15 protein-coding genes are annotated in these 15,351 nt (G+C 52.0%); 3 read left to right on the top strand and 12 right to left on the bottom strand.

Going from position 1 to position 15,351, the window contains the following annotated elements; translation table 11 throughout:
* Positions 1-70 precede the first annotated feature (70 nt).
* Positions 71-1,186 (bottom strand): two-component system sensor histidine kinase NtrB, encoded by a 1,116-nt coding sequence (locus ACSTTO_RS08900; RefSeq protein WP_439272793.1) that lies wholly within the window; start codon positions 1,184-1,186, stop codon positions 71-73.
* Positions 1,186-2,208: a tRNA dihydrouridine synthase DusB gene (gene dusB / locus ACSTTO_RS08895; RefSeq protein ID WP_439272792.1), complete on the bottom strand. Its 1,023-nt coding sequence runs from the start codon at positions 2,206-2,208 to the stop codon at positions 1,186-1,188. Before dusB ends, ACSTTO_RS08900 begins: the two co-directional genes overlap by 1 nt.
* Positions 2,209-2,391: 183 nt before the next feature.
* On the opposite strand from dusB, the gene ACSTTO_RS08890 reads away from it, so the two are divergent.
* The 3 genes from ACSTTO_RS08890 (at position 2,392) to ACSTTO_RS08880 (ending at position 4,957) form a co-directional block, all read left to right on the top strand.
* On the top strand, positions 2,392-3,636 hold the full coding sequence (locus ACSTTO_RS08890) for a bifunctional 2-C-methyl-D-erythritol 4-phosphate cytidylyltransferase/2-C-methyl-D-erythritol 2,4-cyclodiphosphate synthase (RefSeq protein ID WP_439272867.1): 1,245 nt from the start codon (positions 2,392-2,394) through the stop codon (positions 3,634-3,636).
* Positions 3,637-3,653: 17 nt separating this feature from the next.
* Entirely contained in the window at positions 3,654-4,151 is a 498-nt protein-coding gene (locus ACSTTO_RS08885) for a CinA family protein (RefSeq protein WP_439272866.1), read from the top strand.
* A gap of 71 nt (positions 4,152-4,222) precedes the next feature.
* A complete protein-coding gene (locus ACSTTO_RS08880) occupies positions 4,223-4,957 on the top strand; it encodes an SDR family NAD(P)-dependent oxidoreductase (protein WP_439272791.1) in 735 nt (244 codons plus the stop codon).
* Between the two features lie 119 nt (positions 4,958-5,076).
* Here the strand turns inward: ACSTTO_RS08880 and ACSTTO_RS08875 are convergent, their stop codons facing one another.
* From ACSTTO_RS08875 to eno, 10 genes are all read right to left on the bottom strand, one after another.
* The gene (locus ACSTTO_RS08875) at positions 5,077-5,535 is read right to left on the bottom strand and encodes a type II toxin-antitoxin system RatA family toxin (protein ID WP_439272790.1); all 459 of its coding nucleotides are present in this window, start codon (positions 5,533-5,535) and stop codon (positions 5,077-5,079) included.
* A 23-nt stretch (positions 5,536-5,558) separates the two neighbouring features.
* Positions 5,559-6,524: a lipoyl synthase gene (gene lipA, locus ACSTTO_RS08870; RefSeq protein WP_439272789.1), complete on the bottom strand. Its 966-nt coding sequence runs from the start codon at positions 6,522-6,524 to the stop codon at positions 5,559-5,561.
* 203 nt (positions 6,525-6,727) lie between these two features.
* The gene (locus tag ACSTTO_RS08865) at positions 6,728-6,925 is read right to left on the bottom strand and encodes a hypothetical protein (RefSeq protein WP_439272865.1); all 198 of its coding nucleotides are present in this window, start codon (positions 6,923-6,925) and stop codon (positions 6,728-6,730) included.
* A gap of 133 nt (positions 6,926-7,058) precedes the next feature.
* A complete protein-coding gene (lpdA, locus tag ACSTTO_RS08860; RefSeq protein ID WP_439272788.1) occupies positions 7,059-8,528 on the bottom strand; it encodes a dihydrolipoyl dehydrogenase in 1,470 nt (489 codons plus the stop codon).
* 58 nt (positions 8,529-8,586) lie between these two features.
* Positions 8,587-9,225: an SGNH/GDSL hydrolase family protein gene (locus ACSTTO_RS08855; RefSeq protein ID WP_439272787.1), complete on the bottom strand. Its 639-nt coding sequence runs from the start codon at positions 9,223-9,225 to the stop codon at positions 8,587-8,589.
* 59 nt (positions 9,226-9,284) lie between these two features.
* Positions 9,285-10,628: a pyruvate dehydrogenase complex dihydrolipoamide acetyltransferase gene (locus tag ACSTTO_RS08850; protein WP_439272786.1), complete on the bottom strand. Its 1,344-nt coding sequence runs from the start codon at positions 10,626-10,628 to the stop codon at positions 9,285-9,287.
* A 16-nt stretch (positions 10,629-10,644) separates the two neighbouring features.
* Complete coding sequence (locus tag ACSTTO_RS08845) at positions 10,645-12,030, bottom strand: pyruvate dehydrogenase complex E1 component subunit beta (protein ID WP_439272785.1); 1,386 nt, start codon at positions 12,028-12,030, stop codon at positions 10,645-10,647.
* 12 nt (positions 12,031-12,042) lie between these two features.
* A complete protein-coding gene (gene pdhA / locus ACSTTO_RS08840) occupies positions 12,043-13,083 on the bottom strand; it encodes a pyruvate dehydrogenase (acetyl-transferring) E1 component subunit alpha (protein ID WP_439272784.1) in 1,041 nt (346 codons plus the stop codon).
* A gap of 131 nt (positions 13,084-13,214) precedes the next feature.
* The gene (locus tag ACSTTO_RS08835; RefSeq protein WP_439272783.1) at positions 13,215-13,544 is read right to left on the bottom strand and encodes an FtsB family cell division protein; all 330 of its coding nucleotides are present in this window, start codon (positions 13,542-13,544) and stop codon (positions 13,215-13,217) included.
* Positions 13,545-13,837: 293 nt separating this feature from the next.
* Complete coding sequence (gene eno / locus ACSTTO_RS08830; protein ID WP_439272782.1) at positions 13,838-15,115, bottom strand: phosphopyruvate hydratase; 1,278 nt, start codon at positions 15,113-15,115, stop codon at positions 13,838-13,840.
* Positions 15,116-15,351 lie beyond the last annotated feature (236 nt).

The following is a 15,351-nucleotide window of genomic DNA, read 5'->3' as shown; positions in this document are numbered from 1 at the left end:
CAGCCAAATCTCCAATAAATATATTACATTATAAATAGTTATATTTGTTTTATAATGTTTAGATTTAATATTATGATTGCTCCTCTTTCCAAACCGGCAGCAAAATGCGGAAAATAGTTTTTCCTGAATAGCTTTCGCATTCAATCATGCCGCCATGATCGGCAATAATCTTGGCAACCAAGGGCAAGCCAAGCCCCGATCCATTGGTTTTTGTTGTGATAAACGGATCAAACAAAATCGGCAGAATATCCGGTGCCACGCCGCCGCCATTATCAATCACACAAAATTCCAGCGGCAGAGAAAGCCGCTCCCCGGTTGCCGGCACGGTCATATACATGCCGGCCTTATAGGCGGAGGTCAGTAAAATTTCGCCCTTGCGCCCTGAATATTCTTCCGGCTCAATAGCCTCGGCCGCATTTTTAATCAGGTTGAGAAAAACCTGCACCAATTGATCGCGATTACCCCACACCCGCGGCAATGAGGGATCATACTCCTCGCGGATTGTGACATGCGAAGCAAAACCATGGCTTGCCAATGCCCTGACATGCCCAAGCACAGTGTGAAGATTAACGGCAGAACGTTCGATCGGCCTTTCATCAGAAAACACATTCATCCGGTCAACCAAAGCCACAATACGATCTGCCTCATCGCAAATCAGCCTTGTCAGTTCACAATCCCCTTCATTGGCTGCCTCACGTGCGGACATTTCCAGTAATTGCGCGGCACCACGTATGCCGGAGAGCGGATTTTTGATCTCATGTGCCAGCATGCTTGCAAGGCCGGTAACCGAACGAGCCGCACCGCGGTGGTTCATCTGGCGGTTGAGCTTTTCTGCCATGGCGGTTTCTTTAAACAGAATAACAACCTGATCCGGCATTTCGCTTACAGGTGTTACCTGCACATCCACCATACGCTCTGCCCCCATGCGCGGCGATGACAGATCAATATGATATTCATTAACAGCGGTGCCGCTTTGCAAAACCTGTGAAATCAGGCCGTTTAACGGGCAACCAAGCGGCAAAAAATAGCCAAGCCCGTGACGCCTGATAAGTGCGGCACTGGAGCGAAAAAACACCTCGGCCTGTGCATTGGCATAGCTGATCTGCCCATCGCGCCCTGCCATGATCACCGCTTGCGGCAGAGTGTTGAGCACATGATCTGATAAAGACAAGACATCCCCGGCCATCAAGCAGCATCCTTAAGCTTCCTAGCGCCACAGACGGGTGACAGGCCGGTAAAAATATCTGCCAGAATATTTGACACTTCTTGCGCATTGACAGAAGTCATCAGCGCCTTTTTGATTGCTGCCGGCACATGCGGCGCATGGCGCTCCATATACCAGCCCAGATGTTTGCGGGCATGGCGCACACCGGTCTTTTCACCGTAATGTTCCAGCATGGCCTGATAATGACCAAGCACATAATCACCAAGATCCGCAGGGGCAGTTCTGCCGGTTCCGCCGCGCAATTCCTCAACAATCTGCCCCGCCAGCCATGGCCGGCCGTAGCTTGCGCGTCCGATCATCACCGCATCCGCTCCCGAGCGGCGCATAATCTCCTGCGCATCGGCAGTACTGCCAACATCGCCATTGGCAACAAGCGGCACCTTAATGGCAGCCCGCACTGCGGCAATCGCATCCCAATCCGCATGACCTTCATAAAATTGATTGCGGGTGCGGCCATGCACAGTAATCATCTGCACACCGGCATCCACCGCACGGCGCGCCAATTCCGGCGCATTGATGCTGTTTTCATCCCAGCCAAGGCGCATTTTCAGCGTTACCGGCACTTTAACAGCATTAACAGTTGCCTCAATCAATGTCAGCGCATGGTCAAGATCACGCATCAAGGCCGAGCCCGAATAGCCGCCCGTCACTTTTTTGGCAGGGCATCCCATATTGATATCAATAATATCGGCGCCTTCCCCCTCAGCAATTTTTGCCGCCTCGCCCATCCAATGCGCTTCACGGCCGGCCAGTTGCACCACATGGGTTTGCAATGCTCCGCGCTCCATGCGTTTGCGGCTCTCACAATGATGATTGCACAATTCCGCACTGGCCACCATTTCAGACACCACCACACCAGCCCCTGCCGCCGCCGCGCGTTGACGAAAAGGCAAATCCGACACGCCCGACATCGGCGCAAGAAAGACGCGGTTTGGCAGTATAACCCCTGCAACAGAGAGCGGCTGATTGAGAAGTGACGTCATCGCGGTTGATAATTGCCTATTATTTGTGCAAATTAAAATTGCCTATTATTTAAGCAATACTCGGTTTAAGCGCAATAAAACAATCACAGAAATTGAAAAACAGTCATAGAAATCAGTTTAAATCCGTTCTCTGGCTGGCATTTTTTGCGCACAGGCTTTAAACCCTTATAAAAGCTTAATTAAATTAAAAGCGATATAACTTTGAAAACAGCAGCAGTCATAGTCGCCGCCGGACGCGGAGAACGCGCCGGGCAAAGCATTGAAGGCCCCAAACAATATCGCCGCATTGGCGGGCAGGCAGTGCTGGCGCATACATTGCGCAGCTTTCTCGCCTGCGGGCAGATATCATCTATTGTCGTGGTCATCCATGCTGATGACCATGCGCTTTATCATGCGGCCTTAGAGCGCGCCAATATTGACGCCGCGCGCATACGGCTTGTTACCGGTGGGCCAACCCGCCAGGAATCAACGCGCCTCGGCCTTCTGGCTCTTTGTGATGATGCACCTGATTATGTGATGATTCATGATGGCGTGCGGCCGTTTATCACACAGGAGCTGCTCAAACGCATTATCGCCGCTCATAATGCTCCCGCAGGGCAATCCATGGGGCAGCAAAGCGGCATACTCCCTGCCCTTGCCGTCTCGGATACGCTGAAACAGGCCGATAGCGATGCTCTGGTTATCAAAACCATACCGCGTGCCGGCCTGTTTGCGGCGCAAACGCCGCAGAGTTTTCCCTTTGCGCCAATATTGGAGGCGCATAATGCGGCTTTTGCGCTGGGGCGCACCGATTTTACCGATGATGCCGCACTTGCAGAATGGCAGGGCATTCCCGTTCATATAGTTGAAGGCTCCGCCGGCAACACCAAAATTACATGGGCAAAGGATATTGAAATGGCAGATCAGCGCTTGCGTCAGGATATGGCTGTTTTTCCAGACATCCGCACAGGCAATGGTTATGATGTTCATCGTTTTGAAGCGGGCGATCATCTATGGCTTTGTGGTGTAAAAATCCCGCACAGCCACAAGCTCAATGGCCATTCCGATGCCGATGTCGCCCTGCATGCCCTGACGGATGCTTTGCTTGCCACCCGTGGCGCCGGTGATATCGGCACGCATTTTCCGCCATCAGATCCGCAATGGAAAGGTGCCGCCTCACGGCAATTTGTAGAATTTGCGGTTAAAACCGTGCGTGAAGCCGGTGGACGCATTGCCAATGCCGATATTACACTGATTGCCGAAGAGCCGAAAATTGGTCCGCATCGCGCCGCCATGACAGCAGAGCTTGCCGCAATGCTTGGCATCAGCGCCGATCGCATTTCGGTCAAGGCAACAACCAATGAAACAATGGGCTTTGTCGGCCGTAAGGAGGGCATAGCCTCAATTGTCACCGTGAGCGTCATCTATCCGGGTGAAGTGCCGGCATAAAAAGTAAAAGGGAAAATATCATGCACCTTATAGCAGAGGAACAAGCGCACGCCGTTCTTGATGCCTGCCGCAAGGCGCAGCTTATGATAACCACTGCCGAATCCTGCACCGGCGGCATGATTGCCGCAGCACTCACCGATATTGCCGGCTCATCGGATGTGGTGGATTGTGGTTTTGTAACCTATAGCAATGAGGCCAAGGCAGCCCTGATCGGTGTTGCGCACAATCTGCTGCGTGATTTTGGTGCCGTTTCCAAACCTGTTGCCATTGCCATGGCTGAAGGCGCGCTCAAACATGCCCCGCAAGCGGGCATCAGCATTGCCGTTACCGGTATTGCAGGTCCGGACGGCGGCACAGCAGAAAAGCCGGTTGGCCTTGTTCATATAGCCTGTGCCAGACAGGGTTTTGCCACACTGCATCAAGAATGCCGCTTCGGCGCACAACCGCGCGAAACGATCCGGCTGGCCACGGTGCAGGCAGCCTTAGCGCTGGTGCTGCAAGCATTGCAGCATTGATTTGCATCAATGCATCACGGTTCACAGGGTTTAAACCAGTATCCATCTCCCACAGATCAAGGAAGTGTATCATGCGTTTCAAAGATAAGGTCGTCATCGTCACCGGCGGTGCAAGCGGTATCGGTGAAGCCAGCGTGCGTGCCTTTGCCCGCGAGGGTGCAAAAGTGGTGATTGCCGATTTTGCCGATCACGGACAGGCGCTTGCCGATGAACTTGGCGCAGACAAGGCGCTGTTCATCAAAACCGATGTGACGGACAGCACCGCCGTGCAGGCCATGATTGCACAAACAATTGCAAAATTCGGCCGGCTTGATGTGATGTTTGCCAATGCCGGCATTGCAGCCGATGCCCCTATTGATGAGCTGGATGAAAGCGCATGGCAGCGCACCATTGATATCAATCTCAGCGGTGTTTATCTCTGCGATAAATATGCCATTGAGCAATTTCTCAAACAGGGTGGCGGTGTCATCGTTAATTGCGGCTCCATTCACAGCCATGTCGGCAAGCGCGGCGTTACCGCCTATGCCGCTGCTAAGGGCGGCGTGAAACTGCTCACCCAAACTCTGGCGACCGATTACGGCGCAAAAAATATCCGCGTTAATGCGGTGTGCCCCGGCTATATTGATACGCCGCTGCTCAGCCATATTCCTGATGAAGCCAAACAAAAGCTGATTGCCCTGCATCCGATGGGGCGCCTTGGCCGCGCTGAAGAAGTGGCCAATGCCGTATTGTTCCTTGCCAGTGATGAGGCATCTTTTGTTACCGGCTCATCACTTCTGGTTGATGGCGGCTACACAGCCCAGTAAAAAACAGAGATAGAGGCAAAAAAGCCGGACTTGCAAAACAGTCCGGCTTTTTGTCAATCCCTGTTCAAGGGTAAGAATTTTGGGTCAAGGGTAAGAATTTTGGGATAAAAATTACGGGATCAGGCTTTTACGCCATAGATCTGATCAGCGCGTTTTTCAAAAGCATCAGCAAATTTGCGGAATGCCAGATCAAACATTGAGCCCATCAGCAAGCCGAGCGCACGGCTTTTAAATTCATAATCAATGAAAAAATCCACCTCGCTTTGCGCCCCGTCCCCCACCGGCACAAATATCCAGCGATTATCGAGATAGCGAAACGGCCCGTCGATATATTTAACCTCAATCACCTGCTCATCCGGTTTGAGCAATACCTGAGTGGTAAATGTTTCGCGGATCAGCTTATAGCCAACCGTCATATCGGCCACCAGCAGGGTTTTACCATCACGCTCTTTGCGCGTGCGCACGCTCAGCGCCTCACACATCGGCAAAAATTGCGGATAATTCTCAATATCCGCGACAAGGGCAAACATCTCCTCAGCGCGGTGCTTAACCTGACGTGTGGCGGTAAATTGCGGCATAGTCTTGTCAGTTATACCCGTTTTTAAGCACGACCGGCGATCAGCGCCTCACGGGCGGCTTTCAGCCTGGCAAAATCCTCACCCGCATGGTGAGAAGAACGTGTCAGCGGGCTGGAAGCCACCAGCAAAAAGCCCTTGGTTTTGCCAATCGTTGCAAAAGATTTAAACTCATCCGGCGTTACATAACGGATAACCGCATGATGCTTGCGGGTTGGCTGCAAATATTGCCCAATTGTCATAAAATCCACATCGGCTGAACGCAGATCATCCATCAATTGCAGCACTTCATTGCGCTCTTCGCCCAGACCAACCATGATGCCGGATTTGGTGAAAATGGACGGATCCAGCTCTTTCACACGCTGCAACAGCCGCAAAGAATGGAAATAACGGGCACCCGGGCGCACTTTAAGATAGTTGGACGGCACAGTCTCCAGATTGTGGTTAAACACATCAGGACGTGCCTTTACAACAATTTCCAAAGCGCCCTCCTTGCGCAGGAAATCCGGTGTCAGAATTTCAATTGTGGTTTGCGGGCTGGCTGCACGGATCGCATGAATAACATCGGCAAAATGCTGTGCGCCGCCGTCAGCCAGATCATCGCGATCAACAGAGGTGATCACCACATGGGTCAACCCCATCTGTTTGACTGCCTTGGCCACATTTTCCGGCTCATTTGGGTCAAGCGCGGTGGGAATACCGGTTGCCACATTACAGAAAGCGCAGGCGCGGGTGCAGATTTCACCCATAATCATGAAAGTTGCGTGTTTCTTATCCCAGCATTCACCAATATTCGGGCAGCCGGCCTCCTCGCACACGGTTACCAGCTTGTTGGAACGCACAATATCACGCGTCTCGCTATAGCCTTTGCTGACCGGCGCCTTGACGCGAATCCAGTCCGGCTTTTTAAGAAGTGCTGTATCAGGCCGGTTGGCCTTCTCAGGATGACGAAGGCGTTTTCTGTCATTAACAGTGTCCAGAAGCGTAACCATATGTCTTTCCCAAAACGGCCTGAAGAGGCCTTTCTAATTTCATTTCACCGGAAAATCCGGCCAGAATAATCCGCCTTGCAGCAGATTGCCTTTATTTGCCTGCATAGCAGGCAGGACAGTCAAGGTAAACACGCCGCATATCAAACCTGCTTGTTCCGGAGCATTTCATTTGTGAAAATAATAAAATACTCTGAAATGCCCCGTTAACGGCGGCTTGCTTCTCCTATCGCCTTCAGTACCAGTGCCCAGATCAAGCCAAAGAAAAAGCCGCCCAGCCCCAGCGCCGCTGTCACAATCCACACGCCATACCAGCCGGAAAGTGCATAGCCATTGATTGAAATCACATTGCCCGACAAAAAACTCAAGACAGAAACACCAAAACCTGAAACCAGACCGGTCAATGTCGCATATTTCAGCACTGTGAGCGCGGCTTTGCGATAGGCTGTTCCGTCTTTAATCAGCGGCACAAGGTTTCCTTTTCAAAATAACAGAAAAGAAACCAGCCTGACAGAATACCGTCAGGCCGGCGATATATCAGGCATTCAGCACTTTGCCATAGGCATCCAGCACGCTTTCCTTCATCATTTCTGACAAGGTCGGATGTGGGAAAACAGAGTGCATCAGCTCTTCTTCCGTGGTCTCCAGATTCATCGCAATCACAAAACCCTGAATGAGCTCGGTCACTTCCGCACCAACCATATGCGCACCGAGAAGCTGGCCGGTTTTCTTGTCAAAAATCGTTTTCACCAGCCCCTGATCCTCACCAAGCGCAATGGCCTTGCCATTGGCGGCAAACTGGTAGCGGCCAACGCGAATATCATAGCCCTGCTCTTTGGCTTTGGCCTCAGTCAGGCCAACAGAGGCCACTTGCGGATTGCAATAGGTGCAGCCCGGAATCATCCCCTTATCCAATGGGTGAACATTGGGCACGCCGGCAATTTTTTCAACGCAGATCACCCCTTCATGCTCAGCCTTATGGGCGAGCATCGGCGGGCCTGCCACATCGCCAATGGCATAAATACCGTCCACATTGGTTTTGCCAAAACCATCAATCACCACACAGCCGCGATCGGTTTTAACACCGAGTTTCTCAAGGCCGAGATTTTCGATATTGCCCTGAACGCCAACCGCAGAAATCATCCGGTCAACCGTCAGGGTCTGTAATTTGCCGTCTTTGGTTTCAATATGCGCGGTCACATTGTTCGCGCCCTTCTCCACTTTGGCAACCTTGGCATCGGTGATGATTTTCAAACCGCGCTTTTCAAGACGTTTGCGCGCAAAGGCAGAAATTTCCGCATCTTCCACCGGCATGATCTGTGGCATCAGCTCAACCACTGTCACATCAACGCCCATATCATGATAGAAGGAGGCAAATTCAATTCCAATCGCGCCGGAGCCCATCACCAGCAGGCTTTTTGGCAATTGCTGCGGCACCATTGCCTCAAAATAAGTCCAGATAAGCTTGCCATCAGGCTCAATGCCCGGCAGCGCACGCGGGCGCGCACCGGTTGCCAGAATAATATGTCTGGCTGTATATGTGCCCTCACCCAGCACGCCTTTGGGTACCGGATTTTGCGGCAGCATCGGCTGCTTGGCGGTTTTGGAGACCACAATTTCAGCGGGCTTGCCGGCGGCTGCACCTTTGGTGAGTTTGGCCTCACCCCAGATCACATCAATCTTGTTTTTCTTCATCAAAAAGGCAACGCCGCCATTAAGGCGCGCGGAAACACCCCGCGAGCGGGCAACAACCGCCTGAATATCGGCTGAAATCCTGCCTTCAAGCTTCAGGCCGTAATCCTTGGCGTTTTCGCCCAGATGCAGCACTTCAGCAGAGCGAAGCAAAGCCTTGGTCGGGATACAACCCCAATTGAGGCAGATACCGCCCAGATGTTCGCGTTCAACAATCGCGGTTTTAAGCCCGAGCTGCGCGGCACGAATTGCAGTTACATAACCGCCGGGGCCGGAACCGACAACGATAATATCGTAATTGTTGGACACGCTCATTCTCCTTGAATGTTTTTTGTGCCGGTTACCGGCGCATCATTCATTTTATCTTTTATAATCATAAACCCAGTATCAGGCGCACAACAGGCTCAAGCGCCTGCCCGAGCGCCCGCGTATTTTCCGCATCCAGATGCACACCATCCAGCGGCGTGGTTTTGGCAACACCCGCAGCATCGAAAAAATTACATTCTTCTTCATCAGCAAGATCAGCCAGCAACAAGCCAAGCTTGCGCGATTGCGAAACACCGCCGGCAAACAAGGATGCAAAAAAGGGATCCGCGCTTTCGCAAATATGCGGTGGTGCAACAAGCAGAATATCCGGCACATCATAACCCTCGCGGCAGGGATGTTTGCGGATAATTTCAATCAGCCTGCGAATACCGCAACTGCTGGAAAAGGCATCCCCCACAACCTGCGGCTTCATATCATTGGTGCCAAGCAGAATGATCACCAGATCAAGCGGGGCATGTGTGCCAAGCAAAGTTGGCAAAATACGCGCGCCGTTGCGATCTTCCGGCGCGGTATAATCATCAAAGGCAGTTGTACGCCCGTTCAACCCTTCAGCAATCACCTGCACGCCAGTGCCCAAAGCCTTTTGCAGGACAGACGGCCAGCGATCTTCCAGTGGCAAACGTGAACCATCCGGAGCTTGATAACCCCAGGTCAGGGAATCGCCAAAACACAGAACAGACTTCATATTTTCACCTTTTGTGAAAGAACACCGGCGCCCCGTTATGATGAGGCGCCTGTTCTGGCTTAAACCAGCATGGCAAGCGGGTTTTCAATATAGTTTTTAAAGGCTGAAGCCAGTTCCGCAGCCAGTGCGCCATCCACCGCACGGTGATCGGTAGAAAGCGTGACAGACATAACGGTTGCCACCGCCAGTTCGCCGTTTTTCACAACAGCGCGCTGTTCACCCGCGCCGACTGCAAAAATGGTTGCATGCGGCGGATTGATAATGGCTGCGAAATCCTTGACGCCAAACATACCAAGATTGGATACCGAAGTGGTGCCGCCCTGATATTCCTGAGGCTTCAGCTTGCGGTCACGGGCGCGCCTGGCCAGATCTTTCATCTCATTGGAAATGGCGGAAAGCGCCTTGCCTTCTGCACCACGCACAATTGGTGTGATCAAACCGCCCGGAATGGAAACAGCAACGCCGACATCTGAATGCTTATGCTTGACCATGCCTGCATCCGTCCAGGAAACATTGGCTTCCGGAACATCACGCAGTGCCAGAGCGGTTGCCTTGATCACCATATCATTGACCGAAAGCTTATAGGCCGGCACTTCGCCTTTCTCTGTTCTGACCACAGGTGCAGCCGCATTGAGCTGCGCGCGCAGCGCCAAAAGTGCATCCAGCTCACAATCAATCGTTAAATAGAAATGCGGAACCGTGAGCTTGGATTCCAGCAGACGGCGCGCAATGGTTTTACGCATACCATCATGCGGCACCAGTTCATAGGAGCCTTCCTCAAACATTTTAAGGGTTGCCTCATCCGAAAGGCCGGAGACGGCTGCCTGCGGCGCTGCCGCAGAGGCGGCCGGCTTGGCAGCCGATGTAACACCAGAAGCGATCGCAGCCTCAACATCCCTGGCAATAATGCGGCCATGCGGGCCTGTGCCGGAAACGGCAGCCAGTTCCACACCGGCATTTTTAGCAATGCGGCGTGCAAGCGGCGAGGCAAACAGGCGCTCACCCGCAGCCTTTGGCGCAGGCGCTGCCGGCTGAGAAGCCAGAGCGGGGGCAACCGCGGCAGATGCAGCTTCAGCTTTTGGCGCTGCCGCAGGGGCAACAGGAGCCGGAGCGGGTGCGGCATTGCCTGAGGCAGCCTGTGCTGCTTCTGCTATATCTTCACCATCTTCTGCCAGAATGGCAATCAGGCTGTTGACCTTAACATTTTCAGATCCCGCAGGCACAACAATTTTGGCCACAACACCTTCGTCAACCGCCTCCACTTCCATGGTTGCCTTATCGGTCTCGATCTCGGCAATCACATCACCGGAAGAAACCTTATCGCCTTCCTTGACCAGCCACTTTGCCAGCTTGCCTTCTTCCATTGTCGGAGAAAGAGCCGGCATCGTAATTTTGATAGCCATGGTTTTATCCTTCCCCTTAACCTGTGTAGGTAACAGTTTTAACGGCTTCCACCACTTCCGCAACCGAAGGCAATGCCAGCTTTTCAAGATTGGCAGCATATGGCATTGGCACATCCTTGCCGGCAATGGTCATGATCGGCGCGTCAAGATAATCAAAAGCCTGCTGCATAACGCGGGTGGCAATTTCCGTACCAACGGATGATTGCGGGAAACCTTCCTCAACGGTCACCAGGCGGCCGGTTTTTTTGACTGATTCAATCACTGTCGGCATATCCATCGGGCGGATGGTGCGCAGATCAATAATTTCTGCATCAATACCGATCTGTGCCAGCTCTTCAGCAGCCTTGACCGCATAGGTCATACCAATGCCAAAGGATACAATGGTAACATCCTTGCCCACTTTATGAATGCGGGCCTTGCCGATCGGCAACACAAAATCCTCCAGATCAGGCACATCAAATGTGTGGCCATAGAGAATTTCATTTTCAAGGAAAATCACCGGATTTGGATCACGAATAGCCGCTTTCAGCAAGCCTTTGGCATCTGCTGCTGTATATGGCATCACAACTTTCAGCCCCGGAATATGGCTGTACCATGCAGCATAGCACTGGGAGTGCTGCGCGCCAACACGCGCTGCCGCCCCCGAAGGGCCGCGGAATACCATAGGCGCACCCATCTGACCACCGGACATATATAATGTCTTGGCGGCAGAATTGATGATCTGGTCAATCGCCTGCATGGCAAAGTTGAAAGTCATAAATTCAACAATCGGACGCAAGCCCGTATAAGCCGCGCCGACACCAATACCGGCAAAACCATGTTCGGTAATCGGGGTATCAACAACACGTTTATCGCCGAATTCTGCCAGAAGCCCCTGCGTTACCTTATAGGCGCCCTGATATTCAGCCACTTCCTCACCCATCACAAAAACGTCCGGGTCGCGGCGCATTTCCTCCGCCATGGCATCACGAAGCGCATCACGCACGGTTGTCGGCACCATTTTTGTACCAGCAGGAATATCGGGATCGCCGGCAATTTCAAGCTGAGGCGCGGCAGGCACCGCTGCAACAGGCGCGGATGCTGCCGGTTTTTCAGCGGAAGCGGCAGGTGTTTCAGCCGGCGCGGCGGCTGGCGCTGAACCAATATTATCAGCCGTTTCACCATCTTCCAGCAAAATGGCGATGACAGCATTTACCTTAACGCCTTCAGTACCTTCCGCAACCACAAGCTTGCCGATTGTACCTTCATCAACGGCTTCCACTTCCATGGTCGCCTTATCGGTTTCAATCTCGGCAATCACATCACCGGAAGAGACCTTGTCACCTTCCTTTTTGAGCCATTTGGAGAGTTTGCCCTCTTCCATAGTCGGAGAGAGCGCAGGCATAAGAATTTCAACAGGCATGGCGCTCGCTCCTTACAACAGAATATCAGTATAGAGTTCAGATGCATCCGGCTCCGGATCGGCCTGCGCAAAATCAGCTGAATCAGCAACAATATCGCGCACTTGCCGGTCAATTTCCTTCAGCTCGTCTTCTGTGAACCAGCCATTATCCATCATACGATGCTTAACCTGCTCAATCGGATCATGTTCGGAGCGCATTTTCTGCACTTCATCCTTACTGCGATATTTGGCAGGATCGGACATGGAATGACCGCGATAGCGATAGGTCTGCATTTCCAGAATGATCGGCCCCTTGCCGGAACGCGCCCATTCCAGCGCCTCCTCACTGGCCGAGTTTACCGCACGCACATCCATGCCATCCACCTGAATGCCGGGAATATTAAAGGACAGGCCGCGGCGGGAGAAATCGGTTTCAGCCGAAGCGCGGGTAACAGCAGTCCCCATGGCATAGCGGTTATTTTCAATCACATAGACAACAGGCAGCTTCCAAAGCGAAGCCATGTTGAAGCTTTCATAAACCTGCCCCTGATTGGCAGCGCCGTCGCCGAAATAGGTTACCGATACATTATCATTGCCACGATAGCGGTTTGCAAAAGCCAGACCGGTGCCAAGCGGCACCTGCGCACCAACAATACCGTGACCGCCATAGAAATGCTTCTCTTTCGAGAACATATGCATTGAGCCGCCCTTGCCTTTCGACAAGCCGCCGCGGCGTCCGGTGAGTTCAGCCATCACCCCGCGCGCGCTCATACCGGCAGCCAGCATATGGCCGTGGTCGCGATAAGCGGTAATGGTCTGGTCGCCTTCACGCATTGCTTTCTGCATGCCGACAACAACAGCTTCCTGACCGATATAAAGATGACAAAAACCGCCGATAAAACCCATACCGTATAACTGACCGGCCTTTTCTTCAAAGCGACGGATCAGCAACATCTCACGATAAGCGTGAAGATCTTCTTCCTTGGTAAAATCAGCAGGCTTGGGTGCCTTGAGGGTGTTAGACAGAGCTGCCTGCGATTTGCCCGCGGCAGTTTTTTGAGCCCTAGGTGCCATATTTTGCTCCCTGTTATAGTGGGCGCAGAATAAACCGCCTCGGCCAAAGTTACAATATAGCAAAACAGCTAATTTTACAGTATATAACTTATTGAAAACAATAAATAATCGTACGATTAACCTGAATTTGGTTAATCGGCCTTTTGGTCACGATTCACAATAATCGTGACTTCATCCGCATGAGACAGATTCAGCGCACGGCGCGCCTGCTCATCCAGAATATCCTTATCAATCGAACCGTCACGCAATTGTGAAACCTGACGCTCCAGAGACTCCCGTTGTTCACGCAGATCCTCCAATTGCTGGCTGAGCGCCGCAGCCTGCACCTGCAACTGCTCCTTGGAATAAATGCCATAGGCACCATTATAAGCATGAAAACCGAAATAGGACAAAAATGCAGCTGCCAGAGCGGGCACTATCAGCTGACCTTTGATGCTTTTACGCTTTTGCTTTGTCCACATTGATAAACCTCAAGAAGCAATACGCATCCGTAGTTTCAGGGCAAATTCAGCTATATCAGCATATATCTGAGCCGCCTGAACGGATATTTGCTTCAAACCCATACTCAACACACCAGACCAGATATCAGATTATAATAAATTTGATCCGATTTTCACTTAAAGCATATTTAAGCTTAACAGAGGCTTACAAAATGCCTGCAATTCACCCCTTCACTATAAAAAAAGACCCGCACAAGATGTGCGGGTCTGCCATTCAAAGGCTCAAAGCTTTCAGGCTGGCGCAAACAGGCTGATTAAAGCCCTTTGAAAGCCGAGCGACCGGCATAGCGCGCCTGCGAACCAAGCTCTTCCTCAATACGGATCAGCTGGTTATATTTTGCCAACCGGTCAGAACGGGCAAGCGAACCGGTTTTGATCTGTCCGCAATTGGTGGCAACAGCAAGATCGGCAATGGTGGAATCTTCCGTTTCACCGGAGCGGTGCGACATAACAGCGGTGTATCCGGCCTTATGTGCGGTTTCCACCGCATCCATAGTCTCTGACAATGTGCCGATCTGATTGACTTTTACCAGAATGGAATTGGCAACACCCATTTTGATACCATCACGCAGACGTGCGGAATTGGTAACAAAAAGATCATCACCAACAAGCTGAACCTTTTTACCGGTAAGATCGGTAAGGGTTTTCCAGCCATCCCAGTCATCTTCCGACATACCATCTTCAATCGTGATGATAGGATAATCATTCACCAGCTTGGCCAAATATTCAGCCTGCTGCTGCGGCGAGCGGGTAATCCCCTCACCTTCATAAACATAATTGCCGTTTTTAAAAAATTCAGTGGCAGCACAATCCAGACCAATTGCCACTTCCTCACCGGCCTTGAAACCAGCCTTGGCAATTGATTCCATAATAAAATCAAGTGCAGCTTCCGCGCTGAGCAGGTTAGGGGCAAAGCCTCCCTCATCCCCCACATTGGTATTGTGCCCTGCTGCTTTCAGACGGCTTTTCAAGGTATGAAACACTTCCGCGCCATAGCGCACAGCCTCACGCAGGGAAGATGCCCCGACAGGCAGAATCATGAATTCCTGGAAATCAATCGGATTATCCGCATGGGCGCCACCATTGATAATATTCATCATCGGTACCGGCAAAATATGGGCATTGGCGCCGCCGACATAGCGATAAAGCGGCTGGCCGGAAGCCTGTGCCGCAGCCTTGGCAACAGCCATGGAAACGCCGAGAATTGCATTGGCGCCAAGGCGGCTCTTATTTGGCGTGCCGTCCAGATCAATCATGATCCGGTCGATTTCAATCTGATATTCCGCCTCATGGCCGGCAAGGGCATCAAAAATTGCGCCATTTACAGCTTCAACAGCCTGCTCAACCCCCTTGCCGAGATAACGGCTGCCGCCATCGCGCAGTTCCACCGCCTCATGAGCGCCCGTTGAAGCGCCGCTTGGCACAGCCGCACGGCCAAAAGACCCGTCTTCCAGTGTTACGTCAACTTCAACAGTCGGATTACCGCGGCTGTCAAGAATTTCACGACCGACAATATCGATGATCGCAGTCATTGGGAGTATCCTTCCATAAAGCATTTGCACTGCCGGTTTGCATAGTTGCCGGACATAAGCAAATGCGTGAAACAAACGGTAGAGCCAATACCGCGCCACTATCTCAGCAGAAACGGCATGATCAAAAAATTTCGCGCTATTGATAACCAATCATACCGCCGGACGCAAAGGCCTTGCGCCCCCACAACGGCAATTTTTCGCAATTTAAAACGATATTAAAGTGGAGAATAAAACCG

The sequence above is a fragment of the Pseudochrobactrum albidum genome, from assembly GCF_051851455.1.
In the GTDB taxonomy this organism is placed as follows: Bacteria; Pseudomonadota; Alphaproteobacteria; order Rhizobiales; family Rhizobiaceae; genus Pseudochrobactrum.
The sequence above is the reverse complement of the archived record's forward strand: the minus strand, read 5'-3'. Positions and strand labels throughout refer to the sequence as shown.